This window comes from Sphaerisporangium sp. NPDC005288 (assembly GCF_040607475.1).
GTDB lineage: Bacteria > Actinomycetota > Actinomycetes > Streptosporangiales > Streptosporangiaceae > Sphaerisporangium > Sphaerisporangium rhizosphaerae.
On the sequence record NZ_JBEXGT010000003.1, the window covers coordinates 18030 to 45000 of the forward strand.

Annotated in this window: 18 protein-coding genes; 8 read left to right on the top strand and 10 right to left on the bottom strand. The window is 73.1% G+C overall.

The window, feature by feature from the left end:
* The first annotated feature begins 266 nt into the window (after positions 1-266).
* The 3 genes from ABZU32_RS03780 (at position 267) to ABZU32_RS03790 (ending at position 3109) form a co-directional block, all read left to right on the top strand.
* Positions 267-1304, top strand: a complete 1038-nt coding sequence (locus ABZU32_RS03780) for an alpha/beta hydrolase (RefSeq protein WP_354838501.1) — start codon at positions 267-269, stop codon at positions 1302-1304.
* Positions 1305-1387: 83 nt separating this feature from the next.
* Positions 1388-2380: a sulfite exporter TauE/SafE family protein gene (locus ABZU32_RS03785; RefSeq protein WP_354916695.1), complete on the top strand. Its 993-nt coding sequence runs from the start codon at positions 1388-1390 to the stop codon at positions 2378-2380.
* Positions 2381-2569: 189 nt separating this feature from the next.
* Positions 2570-3109, top strand: coding sequence for a hypothetical protein (locus ABZU32_RS03790; protein WP_354838495.1), 540 nt, complete (start codon positions 2570-2572; stop codon positions 3107-3109).
* 124 nt (positions 3110-3233) lie between these two features.
* On the opposite strand, the gene recQ is transcribed toward ABZU32_RS03790, so the two are convergent.
* The gene (recQ, locus tag ABZU32_RS03795; RefSeq protein ID WP_354916698.1) at positions 3234-5072 is read right to left on the bottom strand and encodes a DNA helicase RecQ; all 1839 of its coding nucleotides are present in this window, start codon (positions 5070-5072) and stop codon (positions 3234-3236) included.
* A 302-nt stretch (positions 5073-5374) separates the two neighbouring features.
* On the opposite strand from recQ, the gene ABZU32_RS03800 reads away from it, so the two are divergent.
* Complete coding sequence (locus tag ABZU32_RS03800) at positions 5375-7351, top strand: Xaa-Pro dipeptidyl-peptidase (protein WP_354916701.1); 1977 nt, start codon at positions 5375-5377, stop codon at positions 7349-7351.
* Between the two features lie 73 nt (positions 7352-7424).
* Here the strand turns inward: ABZU32_RS03800 and ABZU32_RS03805 are convergent, their stop codons facing one another.
* Complete coding sequence (locus ABZU32_RS03805) at positions 7425-7724, bottom strand: hypothetical protein (RefSeq protein WP_354838486.1); 300 nt, start codon at positions 7722-7724, stop codon at positions 7425-7427.
* Between the two features lie 280 nt (positions 7725-8004).
* Here ABZU32_RS03805 and ABZU32_RS03810 point away from each other — a divergent pair, with 280 nt between their 5' ends.
* Positions 8005-8925, top strand: coding sequence for an aldose 1-epimerase family protein (locus tag ABZU32_RS03810; protein WP_354916704.1), 921 nt, complete (start codon positions 8005-8007; stop codon positions 8923-8925).
* A gap of 132 nt (positions 8926-9057) precedes the next feature.
* On the opposite strand, the gene ABZU32_RS03815 is transcribed toward ABZU32_RS03810, so the two are convergent.
* Positions 9058-9531, bottom strand: coding sequence for a hemerythrin domain-containing protein (locus ABZU32_RS03815; RefSeq protein WP_354838480.1), 474 nt, complete (start codon positions 9529-9531; stop codon positions 9058-9060).
* 158 nt (positions 9532-9689) lie between these two features.
* On the opposite strand from ABZU32_RS03815, the gene ABZU32_RS03820 reads away from it, so the two are divergent.
* Positions 9690-10706 (top strand): zinc-dependent alcohol dehydrogenase family protein, encoded by a 1017-nt coding sequence (locus ABZU32_RS03820; protein WP_354916707.1) that lies wholly within the window; start codon positions 9690-9692, stop codon positions 10704-10706.
* Between the two features lie 225 nt (positions 10707-10931).
* Here the strand turns inward: ABZU32_RS03820 and ABZU32_RS03825 are convergent, their stop codons facing one another.
* The 6 genes from ABZU32_RS03825 to ABZU32_RS03850 form a co-directional block, all read right to left on the bottom strand.
* A complete protein-coding gene (locus ABZU32_RS03825) occupies positions 10932-11897 on the bottom strand; it encodes an NAD(P)-dependent oxidoreductase (protein ID WP_354838474.1) in 966 nt (321 codons plus the stop codon).
* Between the two features lie 180 nt (positions 11898-12077).
* The gene (locus ABZU32_RS03830; protein WP_354838471.1) at positions 12078-12560 is read right to left on the bottom strand and encodes an HIT family protein; all 483 of its coding nucleotides are present in this window, start codon (positions 12558-12560) and stop codon (positions 12078-12080) included.
* 173 nt (positions 12561-12733) lie between these two features.
* Positions 12734-13636 carry a glycosyltransferase gene (locus ABZU32_RS03835; protein ID WP_354916710.1) on the bottom strand — a complete coding sequence of 301 codons (903 nt, stop codon included), beginning with the start codon at positions 13634-13636 and terminating at the stop codon, positions 12734-12736.
* Positions 13633-14607, bottom strand: coding sequence for a glycosyltransferase (locus ABZU32_RS03840; RefSeq protein ID WP_354916712.1), 975 nt, complete (start codon positions 14605-14607; stop codon positions 13633-13635). The genes ABZU32_RS03835 and ABZU32_RS03840 overlap by 4 nt, the downstream gene beginning before the upstream one ends.
* A gap of 127 nt (positions 14608-14734) precedes the next feature.
* Positions 14735-20026, bottom strand: a complete 5292-nt coding sequence (locus ABZU32_RS03845) for a hypothetical protein (RefSeq protein WP_354916715.1) — start codon at positions 20024-20026, stop codon at positions 14735-14737.
* A 452-nt stretch (positions 20027-20478) separates the two neighbouring features.
* The gene (locus ABZU32_RS03850; RefSeq protein ID WP_354916718.1) at positions 20479-22263 is read right to left on the bottom strand and encodes an FAD-dependent monooxygenase; all 1785 of its coding nucleotides are present in this window, start codon (positions 22261-22263) and stop codon (positions 20479-20481) included.
* Between the two features lie 85 nt (positions 22264-22348).
* Between ABZU32_RS03850 and ABZU32_RS03855 the strand changes: the two genes are divergently transcribed.
* A complete protein-coding gene (locus ABZU32_RS03855) occupies positions 22349-23002 on the top strand; it encodes a TetR/AcrR family transcriptional regulator C-terminal domain-containing protein (protein WP_354838456.1) in 654 nt (217 codons plus the stop codon).
* 25 nt (positions 23003-23027) lie between these two features.
* Here ABZU32_RS03855 and ABZU32_RS03860 read toward each other — a convergent pair whose 3' ends face one another.
* Positions 23028-23489, bottom strand: a complete 462-nt coding sequence (locus ABZU32_RS03860) for a PPOX class F420-dependent oxidoreductase (RefSeq protein ID WP_354838452.1) — start codon at positions 23487-23489, stop codon at positions 23028-23030.
* A 539-nt stretch (positions 23490-24028) separates the two neighbouring features.
* Here ABZU32_RS03860 and ABZU32_RS03865 point away from each other — a divergent pair.
* The gene (locus ABZU32_RS03865; RefSeq protein WP_354916720.1) at positions 24029-26920 is read left to right on the top strand and encodes an AAA family ATPase; all 2892 of its coding nucleotides are present in this window, start codon (positions 24029-24031) and stop codon (positions 26918-26920) included.
* Positions 26921-26971 lie beyond the last annotated feature (51 nt).

Here is a 26971-nt window from a genome sequence, read left to right on the forward strand (position 1 = left end):
CCACGAGCGGGCGGCGCCGGGCCGGGCGCGGGGCCGCGCGCCGTCGGCCGGCTTCACAGGGGGGCTTTCCGGCGCGACCACCAGCGGGTTGAGCACGTTGGAAGAAGACGGCGGGGCCCGGGATCGTGAAAGCTTCATCCGGCGCCGCGCGGCCACGGACACCGAGACGTGGGCCGCCATACGCTGATCGATGATCCGACCGCCGCGACCGTGCCGCCTTCTCGGGCTCTGGAACGGTCCGCGGCTCCCCGATAGAAGGGCAACACATGTCGTCGCAGGAGAACACCGCGCATACGCCGGCACGGCGCCGGGGCCGCGGAAGGTTACGGGCGGGCGCGGTCGGCGCGCTCCTCGTCCTGGTCATGGGGCTGTTCACCACGGCCGCCGGCGCCGACCGCGCCGCGACCGAGCCGACCGAGGGGCCGGCCCGCTTCGCCCCCGGCTTCGTCCACGGCCGGGTGGCCGTCGACGGAGGCTTCGTCCACTACGTGCGGGGCGGGTCCGGCCCGGCCCTGGTGTTCATCCACGGCTGGCCGGAGACCTGGTGGATGTGGCGCAAGGTCATGCCCGAGCTCGCGCGCGACCACACGGTGATCGCCATCGACCTGCCGGGCCTCGGAGCCTCCTCCATCCCCACCGGCGGCTTCGACAAGGCCGCCGCCGCGCGGCGGGTGCGGCAGGCCGTCAACCGGCTCGGCTTCACCCAGGTGCAGCTCGTCGGGCACGACTTCGGCGCGCTGATCGCCTACCCGTACGCCCGCGACTTCCCCGGCGAGGTGACCCGCCTGGCCGTGCTGGAGACGCCCCTGGCGGGCTTCGGCCTGGAGGACCTCTACGGGATCAGCTGGCACTTCCGCTTCAACATGTCGCCGAAGCCCATTCCCGAGACGATCATGGACAACGACGACGTCCCGACCTACCTCGGCATGATGTTCCAGTTCAGCAAGCACCCTGAGCTGATCGACCGCGAGACCTACTACGCCGCCTACGCCGACCCGGCGCGGCGCAGCGCCGGGTACGAGTACTACCGGGCGTTCCCGGCGGACGCCGAGAACAACAAGGCGAACGCGAGCACGCGGCTGCCCATGCCGGTGCTGGCGATGGGCGGGGAGTTCTCCTTCGGCCCCGGCGTCGGCGCCTCCTTCTCCCAGGTCGCCGACGACGTGCGGCCGGTGGTGGTCCCCGACGCCGGGCACTACATCCCCGAGGAGAACGCGCCCTTCCTGACCGACTGCGCCAAGCTGTTCTTCGGCGCCACCGCCACCACGCCGGACCGGGCGGAACTGGCCGGCTGCGTCCGCTGATCCCCTGGATGTGCCCGGCCCCTTACGGCGCCGGGCACATCGCCGTTTTACATAAGGCCATATTCCGATGGTTTTGGTAGGGTATGCGGGTGGATTTCGACTTCACCATGGCGATCGGCTCGTTCCTGGTCGCCATCGTCGTCGGCCTGACCGGCATGGGCGGCGGCGCACTCATGACGCCCATGCTCGTCACCTTCTTCGGCGTCCCCCCGCTGGCCGCCGTCTCCAGCGACCTGGTCGCCGCGGCGGTGATGAAGCCCGTCGGCAGCCTGGTCCACCTCCGCAGAGGCACCGTCCATCTCAGGATGGTGGGCTGGCTGTGCGCGGGCTCGGTCCCGGCCGCGTTCTGCGGCGTGCTGATCGCCCGGGCGCTCGGCGACGGCGAGGACGTGCAGAAGGTGATCCAGAAGGCGCTGGGCGTCGCGCTGCTGATCGCCGCCACCGGCCTGGCCGTGCGGGGCTACCTGGCCATGCGCGACAACGCCGAGCGCAGGACCGCGGCCACCGGACGGCGCACCGCCGAGCCGGGCGAGCCGGCCGCCACCGCTCCGCCCGCCGCCGTCCCGGTGCGTCCCCTGCCGACCGTCGTGATCGGTGTCATCGGCGGGCTCGTGGTCGGCATGACCTCGGTCGGCTCCGGCTCGCTGATCATCGTGGCACTGCTCGCCGTCTACCCGGCGCTCAAGGCCAACCAGCTCGTCGGCACCGACCTGGTGCAGGCCGTCCCCCTGGTCATGTCGGCGGCGATCGGGCACCTGATCTTCGGCGACTTCCAGCTCTCGGTCACCGTCGCGCTGCTGGCCGGCTCGATCCCGGGCGTGTACATCGGCTCGCGCATCTCCTCGCGGGCGCCGGGCGGGCTGATCCGCCGCGCGCTGGCGTTCGTGCTGCTCGCCTCGGCGCTGAAGATGTTCGACGTCTCGACCACGGCGACCGTCTGGGTGCTCGTCGGCGTGCTGGTCGCCGCGCCGGTGTTCTGGATGTTCCTGCGCACCCGGCACGGGCTGCCCGCGCTGCCCTGGTCGCGTGGCGCCGCCACGCCGGCCGAGACCGGCCGGCCGCCGGCCGACCTGTAACGGGGCCTCGCGGGCGGTCGTAACGGACCTCGCGGGCGGTCGTAACGGGCCTCGCGGGCGGTCCTGCGGCCGTGCGACCAGGCCCGGCGAAATCACCGGAAAAAAGTGCCGCGCCCGGGGAACCTCGGCAACTCATGCTCGTTGTACACGGTGCACAGCGTTTCGACGTCCCCCCTTGGAGTAGCATTCATGCGCAAACTTCTCCTGCCCGTCGCGTTCGCCGCCGGTGTATTCCTGCTGGCGCCGCAAAGCGCCCAGGCCGCCACCAGCGCCACCTCCGCGTCGTCGGCCACGGAGACGGTCTCGCAGCTCAGGTCCCGGGTCACCGTCTCCTACCCCAAGGCGATACGGCGGGGCTGGCCCGCTCGCTATACCTTCAAAGTCACCAATCCGAACCAAATAAACAACGACGCGCTCGTCCTGCGCACCGACCTGCCGCACGGCGTCGTGTCAAAGGTGCGTTTTGTGACAAAACCGGGCGGCGCCTCCTGCGGAACCCGCAAACGGAATTCGGCCGGGAACTACGAGATCTACTGCCTGGTGCGCTCGCTCAACCACAGCAGGATCACCATGTCGTTCAACGTCTGGATCTCCACCAGGTACGGCGGCAAGTTCAGGGCCAACCACTACTGGGCCCCCGTGAGCCTCGGCGGCGGCAGCGTCCGCGACCACGTCGAAGAGCTGACCAGAGACGACCTCATCGGCCGCAGCTGGACGAAGATCGTCTGACCGCCCCGGCCCCCACGCCGAGCCCCCGTCGCGCGACGCGGCGGGGGCTTCGGCCGCCCGGGTGGACCCGTACGGCGGTACGGCATCGGATGAGTCACCGGCGGATGACGCCAGGCGGATGACGCTAGGCGGCGAGAGTGTCCAGGACGCCTTGGCCGTACTTGGCGAGTTTGTTCTCGCCGACGCCGCTCACCTTGCCCAGCTCGTCCAGCGAGGTGGGCATCATGGTGGCGATCTCGCGCAGGGTGGCGTCGTGGAAGATGACGTAGGCGGGCACGCCCTGCTCCTTGGCGGCGGCCGCGCGCCAGGCGCGCAGCCGCTCGAAGACCGGCACGGCCTCCTCGGGGAGGTCGGCGGGGGCGCCCTTGGCGGTCTTGGCGGCCTTCGCCGCGGCGCGCGCGGGGCGCTCGGGGTCACGGCGCATCGGCACCTCGCGGCGGCGGCCCAGCACCTCGCCGCTCGCCTCGGTCAGCACCAGGGTGCCGTAGTCGCCCTCGACCGCGAGGAGCCCCTGGGCCAGCAGCTGACGCACCACGGCCCGCCACTCGGACTCGCCGAGCTCGGTGCCGACCCCGAACACGCTCAGCGAATCGTGCCCGTGCTGGACGACCTTGGGGGTCGTCCGCCCGAGGAGGATGTCGATGATCTGGCCGGCGCCGAACTTCTGCCGCCGCTCGCGCGCCAGGCGCACGACGGTGGACAGGAGCTTCTGCGCGGCGATGGTGCCGTCCCAGGACTGCGGCGGGGTCAGGCAGGTGTCGCAGTTGCCGCACGGGACGCCCTTCTGGCCGAAGTACTCGAGCAGGCGGGCGCGGCGGCACTCGACCGTCTCGCACAGGGCCAGCATGGCGTCGAGGTGGGCGGCGAGGCGGCGGCGGTGGGCGTCGTCCCCCTCTGAGGTGTCGATCATCTTGCGCTGCTGGACGACGTCCTGGAGCCCGTAGGCGAGCCAGGCGGTGGAGGGCAGGCCGTCGCGCCCGGCGCGGCCGGTCTCCTGGTAGTAGCCCTCGACGGACTTGGGCAGGTCGAGGTGGGCGACGAAGCGGACGTCCGGCTTGTCGATGCCCATGCCGAAGGCGATGGTGGCGACCATGACCAGGCCGTCCTCGCGCAGGAACCGCGACTGGTTGCCGGCGCGGGTGCGCGCGTCGAGGCCCGCGTGGTAGGGCAGGGCGGCGACGCCGTTGGCGACCAGGAACTCGGCGGTCTTGTCGACCGAGGCCCGCGACAGGCAGTAGACGATGCCGGCGTCGCCGGCGTGCTCGGTGCGCAGGAACGCGAGGAGCTGCCGCTTGGGGTCGCTCTTGGGGACGACGCGGTACTGGATGTTCGGCCGGTCGAAGCTCGCGACGAAGTGGCGGGCGTCGCGCAGGTTGAGCCGCGCGGCGATCTCGGCGTGGGTGGCCGGGGTGGCGGTCGCGGTGAGGGCGATGCGCGGCACGTCGGGCCAGCGTTCGTGCAGCATGGACAGCGCGAGGTAGTCGGGCCGGAAGTCGTGCCCCCACTGGGCGACGCAGTGGGCCTCGTCGATGGCGAACAGGGAGATGGCGCCGCGGTCGAGCAGCCGCAGCGTGGCGTCCACCCGCAGCCGCTCGGGGGCGAGGTAGAGCAGGTCGAGCTCGCCGGCGAGGAAGGCGGTCTCGACCTGGCGGCGCTCGTCGATGTCCTGCGTGGAGTTGAGGAAGCCCGCCCGCACGCCGAGCGCCGTCAGGGCGTGGACCTGATCTTGCATGAGGGCGATCAGCGGCGAGACGACGATGCCCGTGCCCTCGCGCACCAGCGCGGGGATCTGGTAGCACAGCGACTTGCCGCCACCGGTGGGCATGAGCACCAGCGCGTCGTGACCGGCGACGACGTGGTCGATGATCTCTTGCTGACCCTCGCGGAACGACGCGTAGCCGAACACGCGGCCGAGCACCCGCAAGGCGTCCGACGCCTGGAGGCCATCGTCGAGGGAGGTCATCGCGTCATTCTATGAGCCGCCCACACCCCCCGAAGGCGAACGGCCCTCCTTGTGGACGACCGTCCAGGACCATGCTCTGCTTGTGGACGACCGCTCGCGCCCGAACTCCTTGGGCGACCGCCGAGTTCGCCGTGCGTGGACGCCCCGACCCCGGCCTGTCTCTTCGGAGGAGCGCCCGGCCGGTGGGGGCCGGTTTCCCTATAACGGCCGCTGATCCAGATATGGGACGGTATTTACATCTTTTGTCAACTGAGGTAACAGTGATCTGCGCATGATCGGCGCGCATCCCCCGGAGGTACACCTTGCGGCGATCGTCCAGATTGCTCGGCGCCATCGGCATCTCCCTGGCGCTGACCGCCACGACCGGCGGCGTCGCCGCCGCCCACGCCGTGCCCCGCATCAGCGTCGTCGACGGCCGCACCCAGCCCGTCTTCTCCTACGCCGGCGCCGTCCGCGAGCACATCAGGGTGGAGACCCCGGTCGACAGCGACGGGGACGGCAGGAACGACCTGGCCGCCGTGGACCTCGTCCGGCCCAGGGAGACCGAGCAGGGCCTGAAGGTCCCGGTCATCATGGACGAGAGCCCGTACTACGACACCGTGGGACGCGGCAACGAGGCCGAGCACAAGGGGTACGACGCCTCCGGCCTGCCGGTCAAGTTCCCGCTGTTCTACGACAACTACTTCGTGCCGCGCGGGTACGCCGTCCTGCTGGTGGACATGCTCGGCACCACCAGGTCCGACGGCTGCCCGGACGTGGGCGCCGCCGCCGACATCGCGGCGGGCAAGGCCGTCATCGACTGGCTGAACGGCCGGGCCAAGGGCTACAACCCCGACGGCAGCCCGGCCATGGCGAGCTGGGCCACCGGCAAGGTGGGCATGGTCGGCAAGTCCTACGACGGGACGCTGCCCATCGCGGTGGCGGGCACCGGCGTCCAGGGGCTCTCGACCATCGTCCCCATCTCGGCGATCAGCAGCTGGTACCGCTACACCCGCATGAACGGGGTGCTCTACACCGAGGACTACATGCCGTGGCTCGCGGAGACCATCGACTCCGACCCACCGGCCAAGTGCGCCGCCATGCGGCAACGCCTGCACGAGGGCCAGGAGGACGCGACGGGGAACTACAACGCCTTCTGGGCCGAGCGCGACTACCTCAAGGGCAGCCTGGCCGACGTGAGCAAGGTGCGGGCCAGCGTGTTCGCCGTGCACGGGCTCGGCGACACCAACGTCAAGACCGACAACTTCAGCACCTACTGGGAGGCCCTCGCCCGGCGCGGCGTGCCGCGCAAGCTGTGGCTGTCGCAGTACGGGCACGTCGACCCGTTCGACTACCGGCGCGAAGAATGGGTCGACACGCTGCACGCCTGGTTCGACCAGTGGCTCCACGGCATCGACACCGGCGTCCTGCGACAGCCCAGGGCGGACGTGCAGGTGGCGCCCGCGCAGTGGGTGAGGCAGGCCGACTGGCCGGCCCGCTCGCTGGACCTGCCGCTGTGGCTGCGCCCCGGCCAGGACGCGCAGGGAAGCCTCGGACCGCTGCCCGCGCGCGGGGGCACGACCGCGAGCTTCACCGACGACCCGTGGCAGACCGAGGACCAGATGGTCTCCGACCCGACGGCCGCCTCCCCGAACCGGCTGGTGTTCCTCACCCCGCCGCTGAAGCGGGCCGTACGGATCTCCGGCACCCCGCAGATGGACATCCGCGCCAAGGTGGACCGCCCGGGGGTGAACCTGACCGCCCTGGTGGTCGACTACGGCGAGGACGAGCGGCTGGACTTCTACAACTCCGGCGGCGGCATAAGGACGCTGGCCGACGAGAGCTGTCACGGCGAGAGCACGGCCGACGACGACGCCTGCTACCGGCGGACCGGGACCGTCACCACGCGCCTGCCGCTGGAGATCGTGGCCCGCGGCTGGCTCGACGCCCGCAACCGCCGCTCCCTCACGACCTCGCAGGATCTGACGCCCGGCAAGGAGTACCGGCTGACCTGGGACACGCTGCCGGCCGACTCCGTCGTCAAGGCGGGCCACCGCCTCGCGGTCGTCCTGGCCGCGAGCGACGCGAGCGAGACCATGACCGACCCGGCGGACCCGGCCCCGGCGACGGTGACCGTCGACCTGTCCGGCAGCCGGATCCGGCTGCCGCTGGCCGCGCCCCCGGCGGGCCAGGACTCCGCCCCGGCGACGACCATGGAATTCGCCCCGGCTCCTGCCGAGGGACGGTGGCGCGGGCCCAAGGACGTCGTGCTGCCCCGGCCCTCGCGCGACCTGTTCTGATCTCCACCCCGGCAAGGGCGCTCCCGCCCTCGCCGGGGGCTCCGCTCCCGCGCCCGGCGGCGCGGGAGCGGGGTCAGAAGGTCCTGCCGGTGATGTAGTCGGTCAAGGCGAGCGCGGCGCCGGCGACGTCGCGGACGGGGTGGCGCTTCTCGGCCGACTGCCAGGAGTAGTACGCGCCCCCGTACCCGACGAAGACCCACAGGGGCAGCCCCACGTCGGGGCGGTGGACCAGCAGCGCGGGCATCTGCTCGCGCAGTTCGGCGTCCACGCCGAGGGCGGTCAGTGACTCGTGCAACCGCAGCAGCTTGGCCCGCTCGTCGCGGGCCTCGGAGGTCGTGCCGCCGGTCGCCTCCCGAATGGTGATCGCGTCCATGTACGTCCTTCCACACACCCCGCAGTGCCGGGACGGCCGGTGGGCGTCGGCTCCGTACTGCGCTGGAAGGCCTTCGCCCCACCGAAATGCCTTATTTAAGACAAACACCGCCCCCCGCGCCCGGAGACCCCACCGGCGCCCCACACTGTCGCCGCCGCGTCCCCCTACGGCCGGGCCCCGCCGCGATAGCTCCATGGCGGGCCGCGATAGAAGTCCAGGTGGCGCCTATCGGCCGCGGGTCCGCCCGTCACCCCTGAGCACCATGGTGTTGAATTGGCGGGTGACGACGATCGCGCCCACCGGAGAGCAGCACACCATCGAGGCCGGCGGCCTGCGCGCCGTCGTCACCGAGGTCGGAGCGGGCCTGCGCTCCCTCACGCACGACGGCCGGCCGCTCGTCATGGGCTACTCCGAGCACCGGACCCCGCCCGGGTCGGCGGGGGTGCCCCTGCTGCCCTGGCCGAACCGCATCCAGGACGGGCGCTACACCTTCGACGGCCAGGAGCGGCAGCTCGCGTTGACCGAGCCGAAGTTCGGCAACGCGGCGCACGGCTTCACCCGCACGCTGCCCTGGCGGGTGCTCACGCGCGACGAGGCGTCCATCACGCTGGGCCTGCGGCTGTTTCCGCAGACCGGCTACCCCCACATCCTCGACCTTTCGGTCGCCTACACCCTGGACGGCTCGGGCCTCGCGGTCGAGATCGGGGCGGTCAACCTCGGGGACACCCCCGCGCCGTACGGCTTCGGCGCCCACCCCTACCTGACGGTCGGCGAGCCGCTCGACGGGGCCGTGCTCACGCTCCCCGCCGCCGAGTGGGTCGCCGTGGACGAACGCAAGATCCCGGTCGGCAGGCGCCCGGTGGAGGGCACCCCGTACGACTTCCGCGCCGCCCGCCCGATCGGCGAGCTGTCCCTGGACACCCCGTTCACCGACCTGACCCGCGACGCCGACGGGCGCGTCCGGGCGCGGCTCGCCACCGCCGACGGCACGCGCGGCGTGGAGCTGTGGGGCGGCGAGGGGGTCGAATGGCTCCAGCTCTTCACCGGCGACTCCTTGTCCGGGAAGCACCGGCGCGGCGGCCTGGCCGTAGAGCCGATGAGCTGCCCGCCCAACGCCTTCCGCACCGGCGAGGACCTCATCCGCCTCGCCCCCGGCGAGAGCGTCGCCCACCACTGGGGCATCACCCCGTTCCAGCGCTGAGGCCGCCTCCGGCCCGGCCGGACACCCCGGACACCCCGGGCACCTCGCCGGCCCCGCCGGGCGCCCCGGGCACCTCGCCGGCCCCGCCGGGCGCCGGGCTCCACGGCCCGGCCCCGGCGGCCGGCGATCGGCCTACTTGCGGGCGCTGATCAGCGCGAGGGGGTTGTCCGGGGCGTCGGCCTTGGCCTTCTCCATCCGCTCGCCGAGCTCCTGGAGCTTGTTGCGGCCCATGGCCTCCCGCACCTGCGGGAACCACTCCTGCTCCTCTTCCTCCACGTGGTGGCGGACGTTCTCCATCAGGACCGTCATCTTGGCGTCGTACCGTTCGTCCTGCGGGTCGAGGTCGCGCAGCTCCGACAGCATCCAGACCACGACGTGGTGCTCCTCGACGCTCTCCAGCACGTGCTCGGCGGTGTCGGGGACGTCCTGACGGGCCGTCGGGTAGAAGATCTCCTCCTCGATGTAAGCGTGCGTCGTGAGCTCGCGGATGACCTGCTCGACGATCCGCTGCTTCTCCTTGTAGGCCTTCTCGCCCGCCTTCTCGAACTCCTTGAACAGCTTCTCGACGGTCTTGTGGTCGTCCTTCAACAGCACGATGGCGTCCATCGACGGCCTTCCCCTCTGACTCGTGTGGTCCTGGTTACCTCGCTTCCTCCTGAGAGAGATTTAAACCCGCAGGCAGGAGATCGCACCGACACCAAGCGTCATCGTGCCTTCACCAGCCGTGGCGGTCCTTCCCGCCTCCGGCGTGTGACCATGGAGGCATGGCCGAGACGATGACCGCCTGGGTGGTACGCCGACCCGGGCCCATGTCCAGCGGGCCCCTGGAGCGCGTGCGGCTGCCCATCCCCGCCCCGGCCCCGGGCGAGGTGCTGGTGGAGGTCGAGGTCTGCGCCGTCTGCCGTACCGACCTGCACCTCGCCGAGGGCGATCTGCCGCCCGAACGCCCGGACACCGTGCCCGGGCACGAGGTCGTGGGCCGGGTCGTCGCCCAGGGCGCCGGCGTGCGGCGGCCGGCGACCGGCACCCGGGTCGGAGTCGCCTGGCTGCACTCCACCTGCGGCGAGTGCCGCTACTGCCTGCGCGGCTCGGAGAACCTGTGCCCGAACGCGAGCTACACCGGCTGGGACGTCAACGGCGGGTACGCCCAGTACGTCACCGCACTGGAGGACTACGTCTACGAGCTGCCCGAGGACCTGCCCGCCGAGCGGCTCGCCCCACTGCTGTGCGCCGGCATCATCGGCTACCGCGCTCTGGCCCGCGCCGATCTCCCGCCGGGCGGCCGTCTCGGCGTCTACGGCTTCGGCGCCTCGGCGCACCTGGTCGCGCAGGTGGCGATCGCGCAGGGCGCGGCGGTGCACGTGCTGACCCGCTCGCGGCGCGCCCAGGAGCTCGCGCTGGAGCTCGGAGCGGCCTCCGCGGGCGGGGCGTACGACGCCCCGCCCGAGCCGCTGGACGCCGCGATCCTGTTCGCGCCGGTCGGAGACCTGGTCCCGGTGGCCCTGAAGGCGCTCGACATGGGCGGCACGCTCGCCGTGGCGGGGATCCACCTCACCGACATCCCCTCGCTGACCTACGAGGAGGACCTGTTCTACGAGCGCACGCTGCGCAGCGTCACCGCCAACACCCGCGAGGACGGCCGCGCGTTCCTCAAGCTGGCCACCCGCCATCCGCTGCGCGTCACCACGGTCCCCTACGACTTCGACCGCGCCGACCAGGCTCTCGCCGACCTCGCTGCCGACCGCGTCACCGGCGCCGCCGTCCTGCGCCTGCCCGGCTGAGGCCCACGCCGCCCCCGGACGGCCGGCCCCGTGGTCCTCGCCGGACGCTCGTTCGTTACCGCGCGTCAGCGGCCGGGAGGTTCGACGCCGGGCGGTCGTCCCCGGGCGTCAGCGGCCGGGAGGTTCGACGCCGGGCGGTCGTTCCGGGGGCGTCAGCGGCCGGAGATGCGGCGGGCGGAGGTTCCTGGCGGGGTGCGGGGCGGCGGCGGGGGGACGTTCCTGGCGTCAGGGGGGTGAGGGGCGGCGGCGGAGCAGTTCGACGACGGCGGTGATGTCGGCGTCCCGCCACCCCTCGGACGCCGCCTCCTCGTACCGCCGTTGCACCAGCCGGGCGATCGGCGGCGAGACGCCGTTGGACTCGGCGACCTCGGTGAGCAGCCGCACGTCCTTGGCGCCGAGCGAGGTGGCGAACCATCCCTCGTGGCGCCCGGCGATGAGGTCGTCGAGCCGGTTGTGCAGCCCCGGCGCCACGGTGGGCCAGCTGCGCAGGACCTCGCGCAGCAGCGTCCTGTCCAGGCCGGCGGCCTCGGCCGTCGCGACCACCTCGCCGAGCACCGCGATCCCGGCCATCAGCAGGTAGTTGTTGAGCAGCTTGAACGCCGAGGCCTCCCCAGGGTCGGCGCCGCAGTACCAGTGCGCGGAGAACAGCCGTGACCAGATGGGCTCCAGGCGCTCGGCCAGCGCGCGGTCGCCGCCGACCAGCCCAGCGGCCGACCCGCTCAGCACCGCCTGCGGCGCCCCGAGGATCGGCGCGGCGAGGAAGCGCCGTCCGGGCGCCAGCTCACGCAGGCGGCGCGAGGCCTCCGGCGAGACGGTGCTCATGTCGACCACGACCCTGGACCCGTCCGACCCGTCGGAGCCGCTTGCACCGCCGGACGCACGGGAACCGTCAGAACCGCTGGAACGAGGGGAACCGGGGTCGCGGGTGTCCTGCGCCGGGGGCCCGTCGCCGGGGCCGGTCAGGGCGGACATCACCTCCAGGGCGGCCCGCTCGTCGGTGAGCGACATCAGCACGGCCTCGGCGTCCCTCGCGGCCTGCCGGGGGGAGGACGCCTCGACCGCTCCGGACTCGACCACCTCGGCCGCGCGCCCCGGCGTCCGGTTCCAGACGGTGACGTGGTAACCCTGGGCCAGCAGCCTCGCGGCCACGGCCCTGCCCATGTTGCCCATCCCCAGCACGGCCACGCGCATGCGCGATCCCCCCTCGCCTCCATTGTCGCGGGCGCCTCCCGGCGGGCCCGGGGGGAGGGGGTGGCTCACGGCCCGCGGGCGTGGGTCACGGCACCGGCGTGTATGCGAAATCCCCGATGAAGTCCACGGTCATCTGCCCAGTCGGAAGATCCACCGTCAACGATCCGAGGTTCCGCCGTCTCACAGTGTCGGCGCGTGGTGCGGGAACATCTCCGCCGAGGGCGCCGCGACGAGGGGCTTCATCGCCTCCTGGAGCGCCCAGGCCTCCTTGAGCAGCAGCCGGCGGTCTCGCGGCTCGCAGTCGGCGTCCACCACGACGTTGTCGCCCTCGAAGCGCGGGAACACGTGGATGTGGGCGTGGAACACATCTTGCAGCGCGACCTCGCCGTCGGCCACGAAGATGTTGACGCCCTCACATCGCAGCCCGGAGCGGCGCAGACCCCGCGCCACCCGCTGGGCCAGGCGCCACATGTGCGCGCCGATCTCCTCGTCGAGGTCCTCCAGCCCGCCGGCGTGGACGCGCGACACCACCAGGGCATGTCCCGGGTTCACCGGGTTGCCGTCCATGACGACGATCGCGGTCTCGTCCTGGAAGACCAGGCTCGCCTCGGCCCGTCCCGCGAGAATGTCGCAGTAAGCGCACGGATCGAGTGATACGTCCATATCTGTATGTTCCTCCGCGCCCGAACGAGCCCTCCACCGGGGTGCCATGAGCATCCGAGCTCCCCCGGCCCGGCCCGCGGGCGCCCCCGATGATCTCCGTCAGTCGACGCGGCGTCGGGCGCCCCGATGATCTCCGTCAGTCGACGTAGCGGCGGGCGCCCCGATGATCTCCGTCAGTCGACGTAGCGGCGGGCGACCGAGGTGCGCTGCGGCTCCTCCAGCAGGCGCAGCCCCCGCTCCACGTCCATCGGCACGACCCGCCGTTCCCTCAGCACCCACGGCAGCCCGGCCAGCGCCGCGCCCACCGCCGAGACGCTCGCCCGGTCCTTGGGGATCGACCGCAGGACGGCCACCGTGCGGCGGAGCGCGTCGAACGCGGGGCGCCGCAGCCAGGCGGTCCACAGGGTGTTGCGGATGCCGAGCCTGCGCCGCTGCCTGCGGTCTCGGACGGTGGACGCGGCGTGGTGCACGACGACGTCCTCCGCCCAGCACAGCCACCACCCGCGGGCCGCCAGGTCGAGGCTGAGCAGTTCCTCCTCCCCGCCCAGCCACAGCCTCGGCGAGAACCCGCCGGCCTCGCGGAACGCGGTCACCCGCAGCATGGACGCCCCGGCGAGGATGCTCAGCAGCGCCGGGCCGGGCAGCCACGGCGGACCGGGGACCGGCGAGTAGCGCAGTTCAGGCGTGATCGGATCTTCGCGCAGCGACGGCTCCACCAGGATGCGGCCGGTGACCGACGCCAGCCGAGGATGCGCGTCCAGCAGGTCGGCGGCCCTGGACAGTGCGCCCGGCTCCCACCAGGTGTCGTCATCGCAGAAGGCCACGTATGGCGTCATGACCTCCTGCACCGCCACGTTACGGGCGACGGCCCCGAGGTTGTGCGGGCTGCGGATCAGCCGCACCCCCGGGAAGTCCCGCGCGACCGCGTCCGCGCTCCCGTCACGCGAGCCGTTGTCCACGACGATCACGCCAGGACGCTCGGGCAGCGCCGTCATGTGCCCCAGCGTGCGCAGCAACTCCTCCCGCCGGTCCATGGTGATCACCACGACCGTGACGCGCCCGTCCCCGGGGGTCATGAAGGGACCCCGGCGCCCGGGACGTCCCTCCCTCCGGGCGCGGCGGTGTGCCCGGCCTCCCGCTCGGCGGGGCGGGCGCCGGACTCCAGCAGCCGTGCGGCGGCCTCGACGTGGGCGGGCAGGCGCCGCCGCCCGGCGATCACGAGGGGCACCCGGAGCAGGGCGGACAGCAGGGCCTGTCCGCAGGCGGGGTCGCGCGGCGCACGGGCGGCCAGGCCCGCGGTCTCGCGCAGCACCACTCCCGCCGGACGGCGCAGCCACACGGTCAGCAGGGCGTTGCGCGCCTGCACCCGGCGCCGGCCCGCCGCCGGCTCGCGCAGAGGCGACGGCTCGTGGACGGCGACGACGTCCGGCACGTGGCACCGGTCCCAGCCGAGCGCCGCCAGGTCGTAGGCGAGCAGTTGCTCCTCACCGGGGAAGAACAGCACGGGGCTGAACCCCCCGGCCTGCAGGAACGCCTGGCGGCGCACGACCGACCCGCAGGCGAGGAAGCCCAGCACCGGCGGCCCCGGCTGGTCAGGGCCGCCGCGCAACGGCGTGGCCGCCAGCATGGCGTTGATCGGGTCGGGCGCGCGTTCCGGACCCACCAGCATGCTCGCCGCGATCAGGCCGAGGCGGGGGTGGGCGTCGAAGGTCTCGGCGGCCAGCCGCAGCGCGCCGGGCTCCCACCAGGAGTCGTCGTCGCTGAAGGCGACGTAGGGCGTGCGGGCGGCCAGCACGCCGATGTTCCTGGCGGGCGCGCCGAGGTTGTGGTGCAGCCGGATCACCTCGGCCTCGGGGAAGGCCGCGCGGACCCGCTCGGCGGCGCCGTCGGAGGAGCCGTTGTCCACCACGATCACCGGGGGACGTTCCGGCAGGGCGCGCAGGCGCTCCAGCGTGCGCAGGAGCTCCTCCCGGCGGTTCCTGGTGGCGATGACCACGGTCACCGGCACGGAGCCGGCGCCGAGGTCCTCCTCGGACGTCGTCGTCACGGCCCTCACCCCCTGATGCGTGGAAACCTCTCGTCGCGACCCATAACCGGCCGCAAGGCCCACAAACCCCACAGCCTCTCCACGACCACGCCATCCCCCGCCACCACCGGCCTGGGCGCTTGGGACGTCAGCGGTGGCAGCGGCCGGGGGTCAGGCGCGAGACCTCCCAGCCCGCGCCGTCGAAGGGGGACATGAACTGCGACAGCAGGTCAAGGACGTACCCCTGCGCCTGGCCGCCCGCGTCGAGCAGGCTGACCACCTGCGGCCCGTCCGCGCCGCGCAGCGTGATCGCGTTCGCCCGGGGGGCGGCGGCCAGGCCGGGCCTGGTGCCGATCGACAGGCACGCGATCGGCGTCGACCCCACCTTGAGCGCCTGTTCGGCGCTGATCGGCCGGGTCCGCTGGTCGTAGCGGCGGAACGAGAGCGAGGTCGCGCGGCCCAGCCTCACGGTGTCGGAGAAGGCGTCCCTGCCGATCCCGCGGGCGACGCGGACCTTCAGCCGCACGTCGGGACGCAGGTCCACCCCGTCCGCCCGCAGGTCCAGGTGGTCATAATTCCCCTCAAAGCCGGGCGACACGTACCCCAGCTCGGCGGGCGCGTCGATCCCGAAGGGGACCCTGCCGGGCCGGATCCTCAGCCACGACACGCCGTGGACGCCCAGCGAGACGTCGCGGATCACGCTGCGGCCCAGCCCGAACCCGCCCCGCATCTGGAAGGCGAGGAAGCCGCTGGTGTAGGGGATGTCCTTGCGCACGCTGATCCGCTGCCGCGCGACCGGGCTCACCGACAGGCCTGCGTGGACCTCCAGCAGCCGGGTGGGCACCGGCTTGGACGTCAGCTCGACCGACAGATCGGGATTTATTCGGATAGTCGCCTCGGAGGCCAGATCGCGCACCGCGAACGAGGCGCCCAGCACCTCCCCCTGCGCCGGCCGGTACACCCTCCCGACCAGCCCGCCCTCGACGGCGAACAGCCCGTCCAGCGTGTTGGCCCCGCCGTCCGCCCGGTAGGACAAGCCCGGCACGCGCAGCCCGCCGTCCCCCGCATCCCCGCCGTCGACGGTGAACGCGGCCGGCACATCCGTGAACCGCACCACCCCCGACACCGGCCGCACCCCCACCCCTGTCGGGACGACCGCGCCTCTGGCCCGTGACCCGGGCGGGACGACGGTGACCTTGGCCTCCAGTCGCTTCACGGGGGCGGAGTTCTGCACCCGGAGATGGGTCTTCCGCCCGTACGCGCCGTCGATCGCGACCGCCGCCGGAACCGGATCGACCACGGTCAGTGCCCGCACGACGCCGTACGAGGTTCCGGTATCGGCCTCCACCGCCGCGCGCAACGAGGTGAGCGTCGCGGCCGGTTCCACCCGGTAGTTCACCCTGATCACGTTCGCGTTCCGGCCGTCCGCGTCCTTGCCGAGCCCGGTCTCGAACGGGCCGACCGACATGCCGGTGACCTCCCGCGGCAGCCCGTCCAGCGTCGCGTACGCCCTGATCGGCACCGGGGCGACCACCTTGCTCGCCAGGTAGACCGCGAGCCGCCGGTCCGAAGGGCGGTACCCGGAGAAGGAGAAGGTCTTCCGGGCCAGGTCCACGGTCGCCTTCGCGGGCAGGCCCCTGAGCCGCACGAACCCGCGGACGCCGAAACAGCGCCTGCCCGCGGGCCCCGCCGCCGGACTCTGGACGGTGCCACCGGCGGCCGGCGGTCCGCCCAGGCAGAAGGCGCCCTGGTCGGCGGCGCAGCCCGCGGCGCCGGGAACGCAGCCGCCGTCGACCAGGGACAGGCCGCTCGCCACCTCCGGCACCCCGGGGATCGCGCCGATCGCCGCCGCCTTGCCCAGCCACACCTGCGCTTTCAGGTCCATCCGGCGTCCGGCGGCGCTGTAGGTGACCGGCCCGCCCGGGACGGCCGACACCTCGACGTCACCCGGGACCGGCCCCAGCGTCCCGAGCACCCCGAAGCGCAGATCACCTTCCAACCGCACGTCCGCATCCAACGCCACCCCCCGCCCCGCGCCCCCACCCGCCGCCGGGGAGCCACTCCCAGCAGCCGGTGAACCACTCGAAGCCGCCGGAGAACCGTTCCGAGCCGCCGGGGAACCACTCGAAGCCGCCCGAGAACCGTCCCGGACCACCGGTGAACCACTCCGAGGCGCCGGGGAACCGTTTCGAACCGCCGGGGAACCGCTCTGGAAGGACGCCTTGAAGCCGCCACCGCCACCGCCGAACCGGGCGCCGGTCAGACCGTCCACGCGGACGCTGCCATCCAGGTCACCGGTGGAGCGGTCGTAGTGCACGGCCAGATGCGGGCCCCGGGGCGCCCGCGCGCCGTCGTGGTCGGCCACCGCGACCGTCGCCGACCCGACCGGCCCGGACAGGCCCTGGAAGTAGTAGGTTCCGCCGCCCCAGCCGGCTTCGAAGCGGGCAGGAACATCCCGCACCTCGGCCGCGACGCGGAAGTCGCGTCCCTGGAACCGGGTGCGAGCGAAGGCCAACACGGAGGCGGTGGGACGGTCGGCCGTCCAGCTCAGGCGTCCGCCGGCCAGATCGGCCAGCATGGCGACGCGCCGGTGCACCCCGGCCACGGTGACCCAGACGTCATCCCCTCCGTCCCCGCCACCCCGCCCAGCACCAGCCCTCTGCCCGGCACCACTCCGCCCGGCACTCTCACTCTGACCTGTACCGCTCTGACTCGCACCGCTGCTCCGACCCGCACCACCGTGCCCAGCACCGCTGCTCTGACCCGCACCGCCCCGTCCGGCGCCCACGCTCGGGGCCGTACCGGTCCTCCCGGCGCCCTCGCCTTGACCATGGTCGGCCCGCCCGGCGCCCGCGGGGCCGCCGGAAGCCTGTTCCGGGCCGCCGGCCTGGGTGACGTAGGCGCGGTTGTAATAAAGCTCGGCCTTCTTCAGGCCCGAGGTCGTCGTGACCTCCGCGGTGGGCCGCTCGCCGAGCCGCCACGAGCCCTCGACGGTGGACCGCAGGCCGTACAGGCTGCTGTCGATGGTGGGCCCTTGTCGCGGGCCCGCGTACGCCGCGCGCAGCCTGCCGATCGCGCCGCTCGCCTGGTACCGCGCCTTCCTGGCGGCCGGGTCCAGGTCCACCTCGACCCGGCGCGGGGTGTTGGACATCTCCATCCGCAGCAGATGCGCGCCGTCGATGCTCGCCGCGGCGAGGAACGGCCGTCCGGCGGAGGCGAGTTCCAGCATGGCGTGCGGCCGGTCGCCGTAGGTCAGCTCGAACCCGGCCAGGGCCGTGAGCCTGGCCGAGACGCCGAGCCGCCCGCCGTCCTTGATGACCGTGACGTGGCCGCCCGCGGGGGCCGAGACGGCGCCTCCGTCGCGTTGCAGGAGGACCTCGACGCCACCGATCGGCGAGCTGGAGGTGTGCGTTATGCGGTTTCCCGCTATGTCATAAAAAATCCGCATCAGGGCGGGGAGGCCGGTCAGCGACGCCCGGAAGACCGTTCCGGCCGCCTTCCGGTCGTACACCACCACCTCCGCAGCCCGAGCCCCCGCAGCCGGCCCGACCACAGGCTTCCGCGCCTGTGCGTCCACCCCGGACGCGGCCCGGGTCGGGGACGGCGTCCGTCCCGCCGGGCTTGCCGGCGCCGTCCCGGGTCGCGGCGTTCCGATGGTCAGCGCCTGGGATCTGCCGTCCACGGCCTCATAGCGGGCGCGGAAGTCGGCCGGCACGCCGGTCATCGTCCCCGAGATCATCCTGTCCAGCCGGCCGTCCCGGTAGGTGTAGTCGCGCAGTTCCGCCTTGTTCATCGGCGAGGGCCCGGTGAAGCGGATCTCGGTGGCGCCGCCCGCCGCCCTATGGGTCAGATCGGCGGTGACCTGCGACGCGACCTTGTCCAGCACCACCTGCGTGCACCGGCCGCCCGTCCGTCCCGCGTCTCTGGCGTCCAGCACCAGCGCGTCCAGCGTGGAGGGCCGGGACACGGCGGCTTTCAGCGTGCCCTCGCCCTCGCCCGCGTCGAACCGCGCGCTGATGGTCAGTTTCTCGGTGACCGGCGACTGCCTGAGGCTCACCAGCACAGGCTCGGACGGCCGTCCGCCCTGGGAGAGGGCCGCGACGCCGGCCACGGTCGCGATCGAGGCGCCAGGCCTGGACCTCCGCACGTCCACCTGGACCTCGGCCACGCCCTGGCCGCCCCGGTTTCCCCGACCGCCCTGACCGCCCCCGCCGCCCTGACCGTCCCGGCCGCCCCGGCTGCCCTGACCACCCTCGCCGCCCTGGCCGCCCGTCCTGAACCGGTAGACCGCCCAGTCGAGGGCGGACAGCGACGTGCCGCGCCGGAATCCGTCGAAGCCGATCGAGAGCCTCGTGGCACCGGCCCCCGACGCCGCCGCGGGGATGTCGAACCGCGCCCACACCTGAGCCTTCAACGCCTTGTCACGATCCGCACCGGTGCCCAGTCGCGCCGTCGCCAGGCCCAGCCCGTCGGCCACGCGCACCGCCAGGTCGTCCCGCCGCCGATCGCGCTCGGTTTCGTCGCCCGGCGAGCCGCTCTTGCTCGGGCCGCTCTTGCCCGTGCCGCCGAGGAGGGAGCCGGCCGTGCCGCCGACCGGTCCCCTCAGCCTGCGCTGAGCGCTCGCCAGCGCGTTCGCCCTGCCGACCAGGTCCGCGCGGTCGAGCGTGGGGACCAGGCTCGCGACGATGTCCGGGGCGCCGTCGCCGGTCACGTCCGCCGCGACCGGCTTGGCCAGCGGCTGGGGCGCCGAGCAGGAAGCCGCCAGGGACGCGGCCTGCGCGCACAGCCGGTAGGTCACGAGCGGGACGCCCTCCGAAAGCGCCCGGTGGAGCCCTGGCAGGTCGAAGGCCGACAACCGCTGGACCTTGGCCGCCATGGCCTTAACGGCGCCGGCCGGGGCCTTGGACACGCTCAGGGGTTCGGCGTCGCCGGCCGTGGGAAGCAACCGGTCCGGATCGGGGGATGGGCCGCCGTCGCCGCCCGACACGCCCTCGGCGCGCAGGTGGGAGGCCGCGTCGTCGGCCAGCCTGCCGGCCAGCGCCGGGCCGGCGGGGATGGTGACCTCCGGCGCGGCCGGGCCGACCGCCCGGACCGGCACGGGACGGTCCGCGAGCGACGGCCCCATAGGGACCTCGGCCTTCGCGGCCGGAGGAACGGCGATCGGCGGCACCGGAACGATCTTGCGCATGCCGGCCCCGCCGCCCGTCCCCCTGGGGCGCGTCGTGGCGGCGGACGCCGAGATCCTGGCGGACGCGGAATGCCTGGCGGACGTGGAATGCCTGGCGGACGTGGAAAACGTGGGGGACGCCGAGGAGCTTGGAGACGCCGAGGACGCCGAGTGGGCGGCGTGCGCGGCCAGAGCGGTGGTGATCACCAGGGATCCGGCGACGGACGCGGACAGCACGATCCGCGCGAGCGCGTGCCGTTGGAGACGCGGCATGGATGGCTCCCGTTGTCCGGACACCGGCCAGCAAGAAAGACGGAAGGCAAGAGCCGATCACAAGGTGACATCAGTCGTCAAATTTCTCAATATCCCCAGAAAGGTGGCACGTTCCCACCCGTCCCCTATGTCAGATCCACTGCTTCCTCGAATCCCCGGAGGTGGCACGCCCACTGCAGCCCTTACGCCAGACCCGCTGTGCCCTTGAAACTCCAGGTAGGCGACACGTCCCCGTCCGCCCTAGACCAGACCTGCCGCCTGTAACGCAGACCCACTGCTTCCTTGAAACCCAGCAAGTGGCACATCCCTCTGTCGCCTTATGTCGGATCTGGCGCTTTCCTGATCTCGTGGAAGAGCGCACGTGTTCTCCGCCCCCTATGCCGGACCTGCCGCTTCCCAAGAAGGTGGCACCGCCCCATCGCCTCCCCTTGCCTGATGTGCGGCTCTGAGCTTCATCGGCGTGCCGGCCCGAACCAGGTGGTCAGGGCGGCACGCGCGCCGTCGAGGTCAGGTCGCGCGCCCGTCGCCCAGGCGATGTGACCGTCCGGCCGGACGAGAAGGGCCACGGGGGGCCGCACGGCGCCCACCACCGGCCCCTGCCACACATCGGCCGAGGGCCGTGCCCGTACGAGGTCGACCCGGTCGGCCCACTCCGAGGCGATCCCCGCCAGGTGCGCCGCCGGCCCTTCCTGCGCGCCGCCGTCCAGGCACAGCAGGACGCCACGAGCCTGGTGCAGCAACTCGAAGACGCGGACCTCGCCGGTGTCGATCTCGAGCTCGACGTCCGGAACCCGATATCCGACGAGCGGATGCCCGCCGTCCGCCGAGCGCCCACCGTCCTCAGAGTCCGCCTCCTGCCCCGAGAGCGTGCCCACCTCAGAGAGCGTGTCCGCATCCGGGAGCGCACTCTCCACCAGGTGCGCGCTTTCCACCGGGTGCCCGCCGTCCATCAGGTGCCTGCGCTGCCCGAGGAGCGTGCCGCCTCGCGCACGGGCGCCATTCCCCGGGTGCGCGCCGTCACTCGGGTGCGCCCGGTCATCCAGGTGCGCGCCGTCCATCGGGTAGTGCACGTCCAGCGCCGTGATCATGCTGGACAGGCGGGCATTGACGTCGTCCAGGGAGAGCAGATCCGCGAGCGTCGCGCGCAGCGCGGTCGTGTGCCCGTCGACGCGCGACAGGGCGGTCTGCGCACGCGTGTTCTCGAGCACCCGCGCCCCGACCGGGTGCCGCTCGGCATGGTAGCTGTCCAGCAGCGAATCGGGGGCGTGCCCGTGCACCACCAAGGCGAGCTTCCAGCCCAGGTTGACCGCGTCCTGCACGCCGAGGTTGAGCCCCTGTCCGCCCGCCGGGAAGTGGACGTGGGCGGCGTCCCCGGCCAGCAACACCCGGCCCGACCTGTACTCGACGGCCTGCCGGGCCGCGTCGCCGAACCGGGAGAGCCAGCGAGGGCTCCGCATGCCGTAGTCGGTGCCCGCGATCTTGAGGCACGCCCGGCGCAGCCCCTCGAGGGTGACCGGCTCGTCCCTGCCCGCCACCTGGTCGAACTCGGTGGTCATGACCCGGTGCCAGCCGGGCTCGAAGCTGAGCACGCTGATCGTCCCGTGTTCGCGCCGCTCCTGGAACAGCGGGTGCTCCGGCGGGGCGTCCAGCTCGACGTCGCCGAGCATGGCGGTGAGCGTCGCGGAGGTGCCGGCGAAGCCGATGCCCGCGAGCCGCCGTACGGCGCTGCGTCCGCCGTCGCATCCCACCAGGTACTCGGCGCTCATCCACCGCTGCCCGGCCTCGCCGTGACGCCCGTTCCCCTGCGGACCACCGCCCAGCACCTCGACCTCGACACCGGACCCGCTCTGGCGCAGGCCCGTCACCTCCGCCCCGCGCCACAGCCGGACGCCGAGGCGCGTCGCGTGCTCTTCGAGGAGCCGCTCGATGTGGCGCTGCAACAGCACGAGCAGGTGCGGGTGGCGGGTGGGCAGGTTCCGGAAGTCCAGCGGCAGCGCCGAGAAGTGCCCGCCGGGCAGCGGGCGGCCGGCCCTCAGGAAGGGCTCCACCATGCCGCGCTGGTCGAGCACCTCCAAGGTGCGGGCGTGCATCCCTCCGGCTCTGGACTCGGCGTCCGCGCGTTCGGCGTCCCGCTCAAGGACCAGCACGTCCACGCCCGCGAGCCTCAGCTCGCAGGCCAGCATCAGGCCGGTCGGACCGGCTCCCGCGATGACCACCTGCGCCGTCATGCCACCCATTGGGGTCTCCCTTCGTCCCTTAACGCTGTTAAGGATCCCTCGAACGCTGTTAAGCTGTCAAGCGCGTGCCCGACCGGGAGGACCGATGAAGATAACCGCCGAGCTCATCGCGCGGACCGCTCTGCGCCTGCTCGACGAGGTGGGCCTGGACGGGCTCACCATGCGCCTGGTCGCCAAAGAGCTGGACGTCAAGGCCCCCGCCCTCTACTGGCACGTCAAGAACAAACAGGAACTGCTCGACGCCATGGCCACCCTGGTGATGGTCGAGGCGGACGAGGGCCTGGAGTCACCTCGCCGCGGCGTCACCTGGGATCAGTGGCTGGGCGAGCGGGCCATGCGGCTGCGCCGCACGATGCTGCGGCACCGGGACGGGGCGCGGGTCGTCGCCGGCACTCACGTCGGCCATCCGGTGGTCATCAGGACGATCGAGTTGGTTCTGCGCACGCTGCAGGACGCCGGGTTCACCTTGGAGGAGGCCGCGCGCGCCGTGCCCACGATCTTCCACTACACGATCGGGTTCACCATCGAAGAGCAGGCCAGGCTCGGCGAGGCGTACGGCGAGGGAGGCAATCCCTACCAGGCCGAGACGATCGCCCGGCTCGCGGACGCCGAGCGGTACCCGCTGGCCGCCAAGATGCTCGGCGGCCTCCTCGCGCCCGACACCGACGCCCAGTTCGAGCACGGCATCGCCACCATCCTGGCCGGCATCCGCACCCAGCACTCCGACAGCCGATCCTGATCGCCCAGCACTCGACCGGGGATGTTCAGGCGAGGCGGGCGGGGAAGCCTCCGGTGGCCACCGGGCCCCACTTGGAGGGGGTGATGCGCAGCAGCGACTTGCCCTGGCGCTCCATCGCGGCGCGGTAGTCGTCCCAGTCGGGGTGCTCGCCGGCGATGGACCGGTAGTACTCGACCAGCGGCTCCAGCGCGTCCGGCATGTCCAGCACCTCGCAGGCCCCGTCGATCTGCACCCACGGCCCGTCGAAGTCGTCGGAAAGGATCACGATGCTGACCCGGGGGTCGCGCCGGGCGTTCTTGGTCTTGGCGCGCTCGGGGTAGGTGGAGACCACGATGCGGCCCAGCTCGTCCACGCCACAGCTGACCGGAGACGCCTGAGGACCGCCGTCGCGCCGCGTCGTGATGATCAGCCCGCGGTGGCGGTCGCGGACGAAGTCGAGGAGCTGTTCACGGGTGACGGTGTCCGCGGTCGCGATCTTCGGGCTCATGGGCTCACTCTACGACCATCATCGCGAGAGTCCAGGCTCCCACCACTGTGACCACCCCCGACCGGCCGCCCACCGGCACCGCGTGCGCCGACCACGTACATCTGGCGCCGTTGTGCGGCGGACAACGTGTGCACGTTCGGGGTCAGAGCAGTGGCCGGGACGGGGCCGGTGGGGGGCGGGGAAATGCGGTGGGGGAATGTCGGTGGGAGGTGACATGCTGGTCACGTGGTTGAGACGGAGGGGGTGACCGGTCGCGATGGTGCCGTCGCGTCCGGCCGTGATCGCGGGGCGATCCTGGCACGGAGCCGAGATCGCGGGGCTACCCGGGTGCCGGACCGGGATGGGCGGGCCGCCCGGGTGCGAAGCCGTGATCGCGGGGCAACCCGGGTGACGGGTCGTGATCGCGGAGCCGCCTGGGTGCCGGACCGGGATGGCCGGGCCGACTGGGTGCTGAGCCGGGGCGTACGGGTGCCTGGCCGGGGTGCGCGGGCCGGTGCGCGGCTTCGAGGCGCGCTCGTCGCGGGGGCGGGGGTGGCGGCGTGAGCGGGCATTCGGTGAGTCCGCTGTTCGTGGGGCGCGGGGCCGAGCTGACCTTCCTGCGTGACGCCCTGGCCCGGGTGCGCGCCCGTTCGGCGACGACCGTCTTCATCGGCGGCGAGGCCGGGGTCGGCAAGAGCCGGCTCATCCGCGAGTTCGCCGGCCGCGCCGGCGACGCCCGTGTGCTCGTCGGCGGCTGTCTCGAGCTCGGCACCGACGGCCTGCCGTTCGCCCCGTTCACCGCGGTCCTGCGGCGGCTCGCCCACGATCTCGGCCATGACGGCGTCGCCGCGCTGTTGCCCGGCGGCCGCACCCGTGGCCTGGCCCGGTTGCTGCCCGAGTTCGGCGAGCCGGACGACGACGGCCCCGAGGCGCGCGCCCGCATGTTCGAGCACGTCCTCGGCCTGATGGAGCGGCTCGCCGAGCAGGGCCCCACCGTCCTTGTGATCGAGGACGCCCACTGGGCCGACCGCTCCACCCGCGACCTGCTGTCGTTCCTCACCCGCTACCAGCGGCCCGACACCCGCATCCTGACCCTGGTCACCTACCGCTCCGACGAGCTGCACCGCACCCACCCGTTGCGCCCCCTGCTCGCCGAGCTCACCCGCATCGACTGGGTCACCCGGCTGGAGCTGCGCAGGCTCACCCGCCGCGAGGTGGTCCGGCAGGCCGCGAGCATCCTGTCCCACGAGCCCACCGCCCTCGACGTGGACGTGATCTACGCGCGCAGCGAGGGCAACCCGCTGTTCGTCGAGGCGCTGCTCAGCGGCGGCGAGGACGGGCCGATGCCCGAGTCGCTGCGCGATCTCCTCCTGGCCGGCGTCGAGCGCCTCCCCGAGGAGACCCAGGAGGTCCTGCGGACGGCCAGCGCGGGCGGCGCCCGCATCGAGCACCGTCTGCTGGCCGCGGTCACCGGCCTGGACGACGGCGCCCTGTCCGGGGCGCTGCGCCCCGCCGTCGCGGGCAACGTGCTGCAGGTCGACGGCGAGGGGTACGCCTTCCGGCACGCGCTGATCCGCGAGGCCGTCCACGACGAGCTGCTGCCGGGCGAGCGCGCCCGCCTGCACACCCGCTTCGCCAAGGCCCTCGAGCACGATCCCGCCCTGTTGCCGGGCACGCGCGGCGCCATCGAGCTGGCCTACCACTGGTACTCCGCGCACGACGCCCCGTGCGCGCTGAACGCCGCGTGGCGCGCCGCCGCCGCGGCCCGCAAGTCGGCGGCCTTCGACGAGCAGCTGCGCATGCTCACCCGGGTGATCGAACTGTGGGACTCGGTGCCCGACGCGGCCGAGCGCGTGGGCCGCGACTTCATCGACGTGCTGCGGCAGACCACCACGGTGGCGCACCTGGCCGGCGAGTTCGAGCGCAGCATCTCCCTGGCCAAGGCGGCGCTGCGCGAGATCGACCCCGCCGCCGATCCCCTCCGGGCGGCCAAGTTGCTGCGGCAGCGCGGCCTCACCCGCTACGACCTCGGCCGCGCCGGGCACATCGAAGACCTGAGGGCGGCGGCCGAGCTGGTTCCCGCCGAGCCTCCCTCGTCGCTGCGCGCGCAGGTTCTCGAGAGCCTGTCGCGCATGCTTCACGACCCGCGCGCCTGGGCCGACAAGGAAAGCCTGGCCGAGGAGGCCATCCGCGTCGCCCGGCAGGTGGGCGACGCCCGCACCGAGGCCAACGCCCTGGTCACCCTCATCTGGACGCGCTGCCAGTACTCCTCCCAGCTCGACCCGCAGGTGGCGGCGTTCGCCCGGGCCCGGGAGATCGCCGAACGGGCGGGCACCTACAACGCGCTCATGCGGGCGGCGATCTCCGAGTCCGACGCGCTGGAGGGGGCGGGCCGGCACGAGCAGGCGGCCGAGGTCGCCCGCAGGGGCATCGCCGACGCCGAGGCGTACGGGCTGGCCCGCACCTCCGGGGCGTTCCTGGCGATCAACCTGGCCGAGCCGCTGCTCTCGCTCGGACGATGGGACGAGGCGCTGGAGGTCATCGAGCGAGCGGTCGAGGTCGGGCCGCCGGCGCCCTACCGCGCGAGCCTGCAGGGCTTCGCGGCCGACATCATGATGGCCCGCGGCGACGTCGACCGGGCCGAGGCGCTGTTCCTTTCCACGGCGAAGGTCATCGCCTCGGGCACCTACCGCGACCAGTCCCTGCTGCCGCACCTGCGCCGGGAGGTCGAGCTGCTGCTCGCGCGCGGCCGTGACGCCGAGGCGGCGCGCCTGGTCGAACACGCCCTGCGCGACCAAGATCTGACGGCCAGCCCCCGGTACGCCTGGCCCGTGCTCACCACGTGCCTGCGCGCGGCGGGCCCGCTGCTGGAGGAGGTGCGGGCGGTGGCCGGGCGGCTGGAGGTCCGGGGGGCTCTGCAGGAGGCGCACAGTCTGACCTTCGCCGCCGAGGCGGCCCGCCTGTCCGGGCACGCCGATCGGCCGATGTGGGACAAGGCCGTGGGCGCGTGGGCCGCGCTGTGCCATCCGTACGCGGAGGCGCTCTGCCTGTTCGGCGCCGCGCGGGCGGCCCTCGCCGCCGGTGAGCGCGAGGAGGCGGGCGAGCGGCTGTCCCGGTCGGCTCGCCTCGCCGCCCGGTTGCGCGCCACGCCGCTCGGCGCCGAGATCGACTCCTTCGCCCGGCGTGCCCGGCTCTCCCTCACCGCCTCGGACGGCTCCTCCGCGTCCCCGCCCGCCTCCGGAGAGGCCGGGCTGGGGCTCACCGCCCGCGAGCACGAGGTGCTCCGCCTGGTCGCCGCGGGTCGCAGTAACCGCGAGATCGCCGCCGAGCTGTTCATCTCCTCCAAGACGGTGAGCGTGCACGTCTCCAACATCCTGGCCAAGCTCGGCGTCTCCTCCCGGGGCGAGGCCGCCGCCACCGCCCACCGCCTCCACCTGTTCACCGCCCCCTGAACCGCCCGACCGACCCCTCTCCCGCGCCCGGACCGCACCGTCAGCTCGAAC

What these genes read in the sequence shown, in the direction of transcription:
- ABZU32_RS03790 (WP_354838495.1), top strand. Translation starts at nt 2,570, where the DNA reads ATGCGCAAACTTCTCCTGCCCGTCGCGTTCGCCGCCGGTGTATTCCTG.
- ABZU32_RS03825 (WP_354838474.1), bottom strand. Translation starts at nt 11,897, where the DNA reads ATGCGCGTGGCCGTGCTGGGGATGGGCAACATGGGCAGGGCCGTGGCC.
- ABZU32_RS03845 (WP_354916715.1), bottom strand. Translation starts at nt 20,026, where the DNA reads ATGCCGCGTCTCCAACGGCACGCGCTCGCGCGGATCGTGCTGTCCGCG.
- ABZU32_RS03850 (WP_354916718.1), bottom strand. Translation starts at nt 22,263, where the DNA reads ATGGGTGGCATGACGGCGCAGGTGGTCATCGCGGGAGCCGGTCCGACC.
- ABZU32_RS03855 (WP_354838456.1), top strand. Translation starts at nt 22,349, where the DNA reads ATGAAGATAACCGCCGAGCTCATCGCGCGGACCGCTCTGCGCCTGCTC.
- ABZU32_RS03805 (WP_354838486.1), bottom strand. Translation starts at nt 7,724, where the DNA reads ATGGACGCGATCACCATTCGGGAGGCGACCGGCGGCACGACCTCCGAG.
- recQ (WP_354916698.1), bottom strand. Translation starts at nt 5,072, where the DNA reads ATGACCTCCCTCGACGATGGCCTCCAGGCGTCGGACGCCTTGCGGGTG.
- ABZU32_RS03815 (WP_354838480.1), bottom strand. Translation starts at nt 9,531, where the DNA reads ATGGACGCCATCGTGCTGTTGAAGGACGACCACAAGACCGTCGAGAAG.
- ABZU32_RS03780 (WP_354838501.1), top strand. Translation starts at nt 267, where the DNA reads ATGTCGTCGCAGGAGAACACCGCGCATACGCCGGCACGGCGCCGGGGC.
- ABZU32_RS03820 (WP_354916707.1), top strand. Translation starts at nt 9,690, where the DNA reads ATGGCCGAGACGATGACCGCCTGGGTGGTACGCCGACCCGGGCCCATG.
- ABZU32_RS03860 (WP_354838452.1), bottom strand. Translation starts at nt 23,489, where the DNA reads ATGAGCCCGAAGATCGCGACCGCGGACACCGTCACCCGTGAACAGCTC.
- ABZU32_RS03830 (WP_354838471.1), bottom strand. Translation starts at nt 12,560, where the DNA reads ATGGACGTATCACTCGATCCGTGCGCTTACTGCGACATTCTCGCGGGA.
- ABZU32_RS03785 (WP_354916695.1), top strand. Translation starts at nt 1,388, where the DNA reads ATGCGGGTGGATTTCGACTTCACCATGGCGATCGGCTCGTTCCTGGTC.
- ABZU32_RS03835 (WP_354916710.1), bottom strand. Translation starts at nt 13,636, where the DNA reads ATGACCCCCGGGGACGGGCGCGTCACGGTCGTGGTGATCACCATGGAC.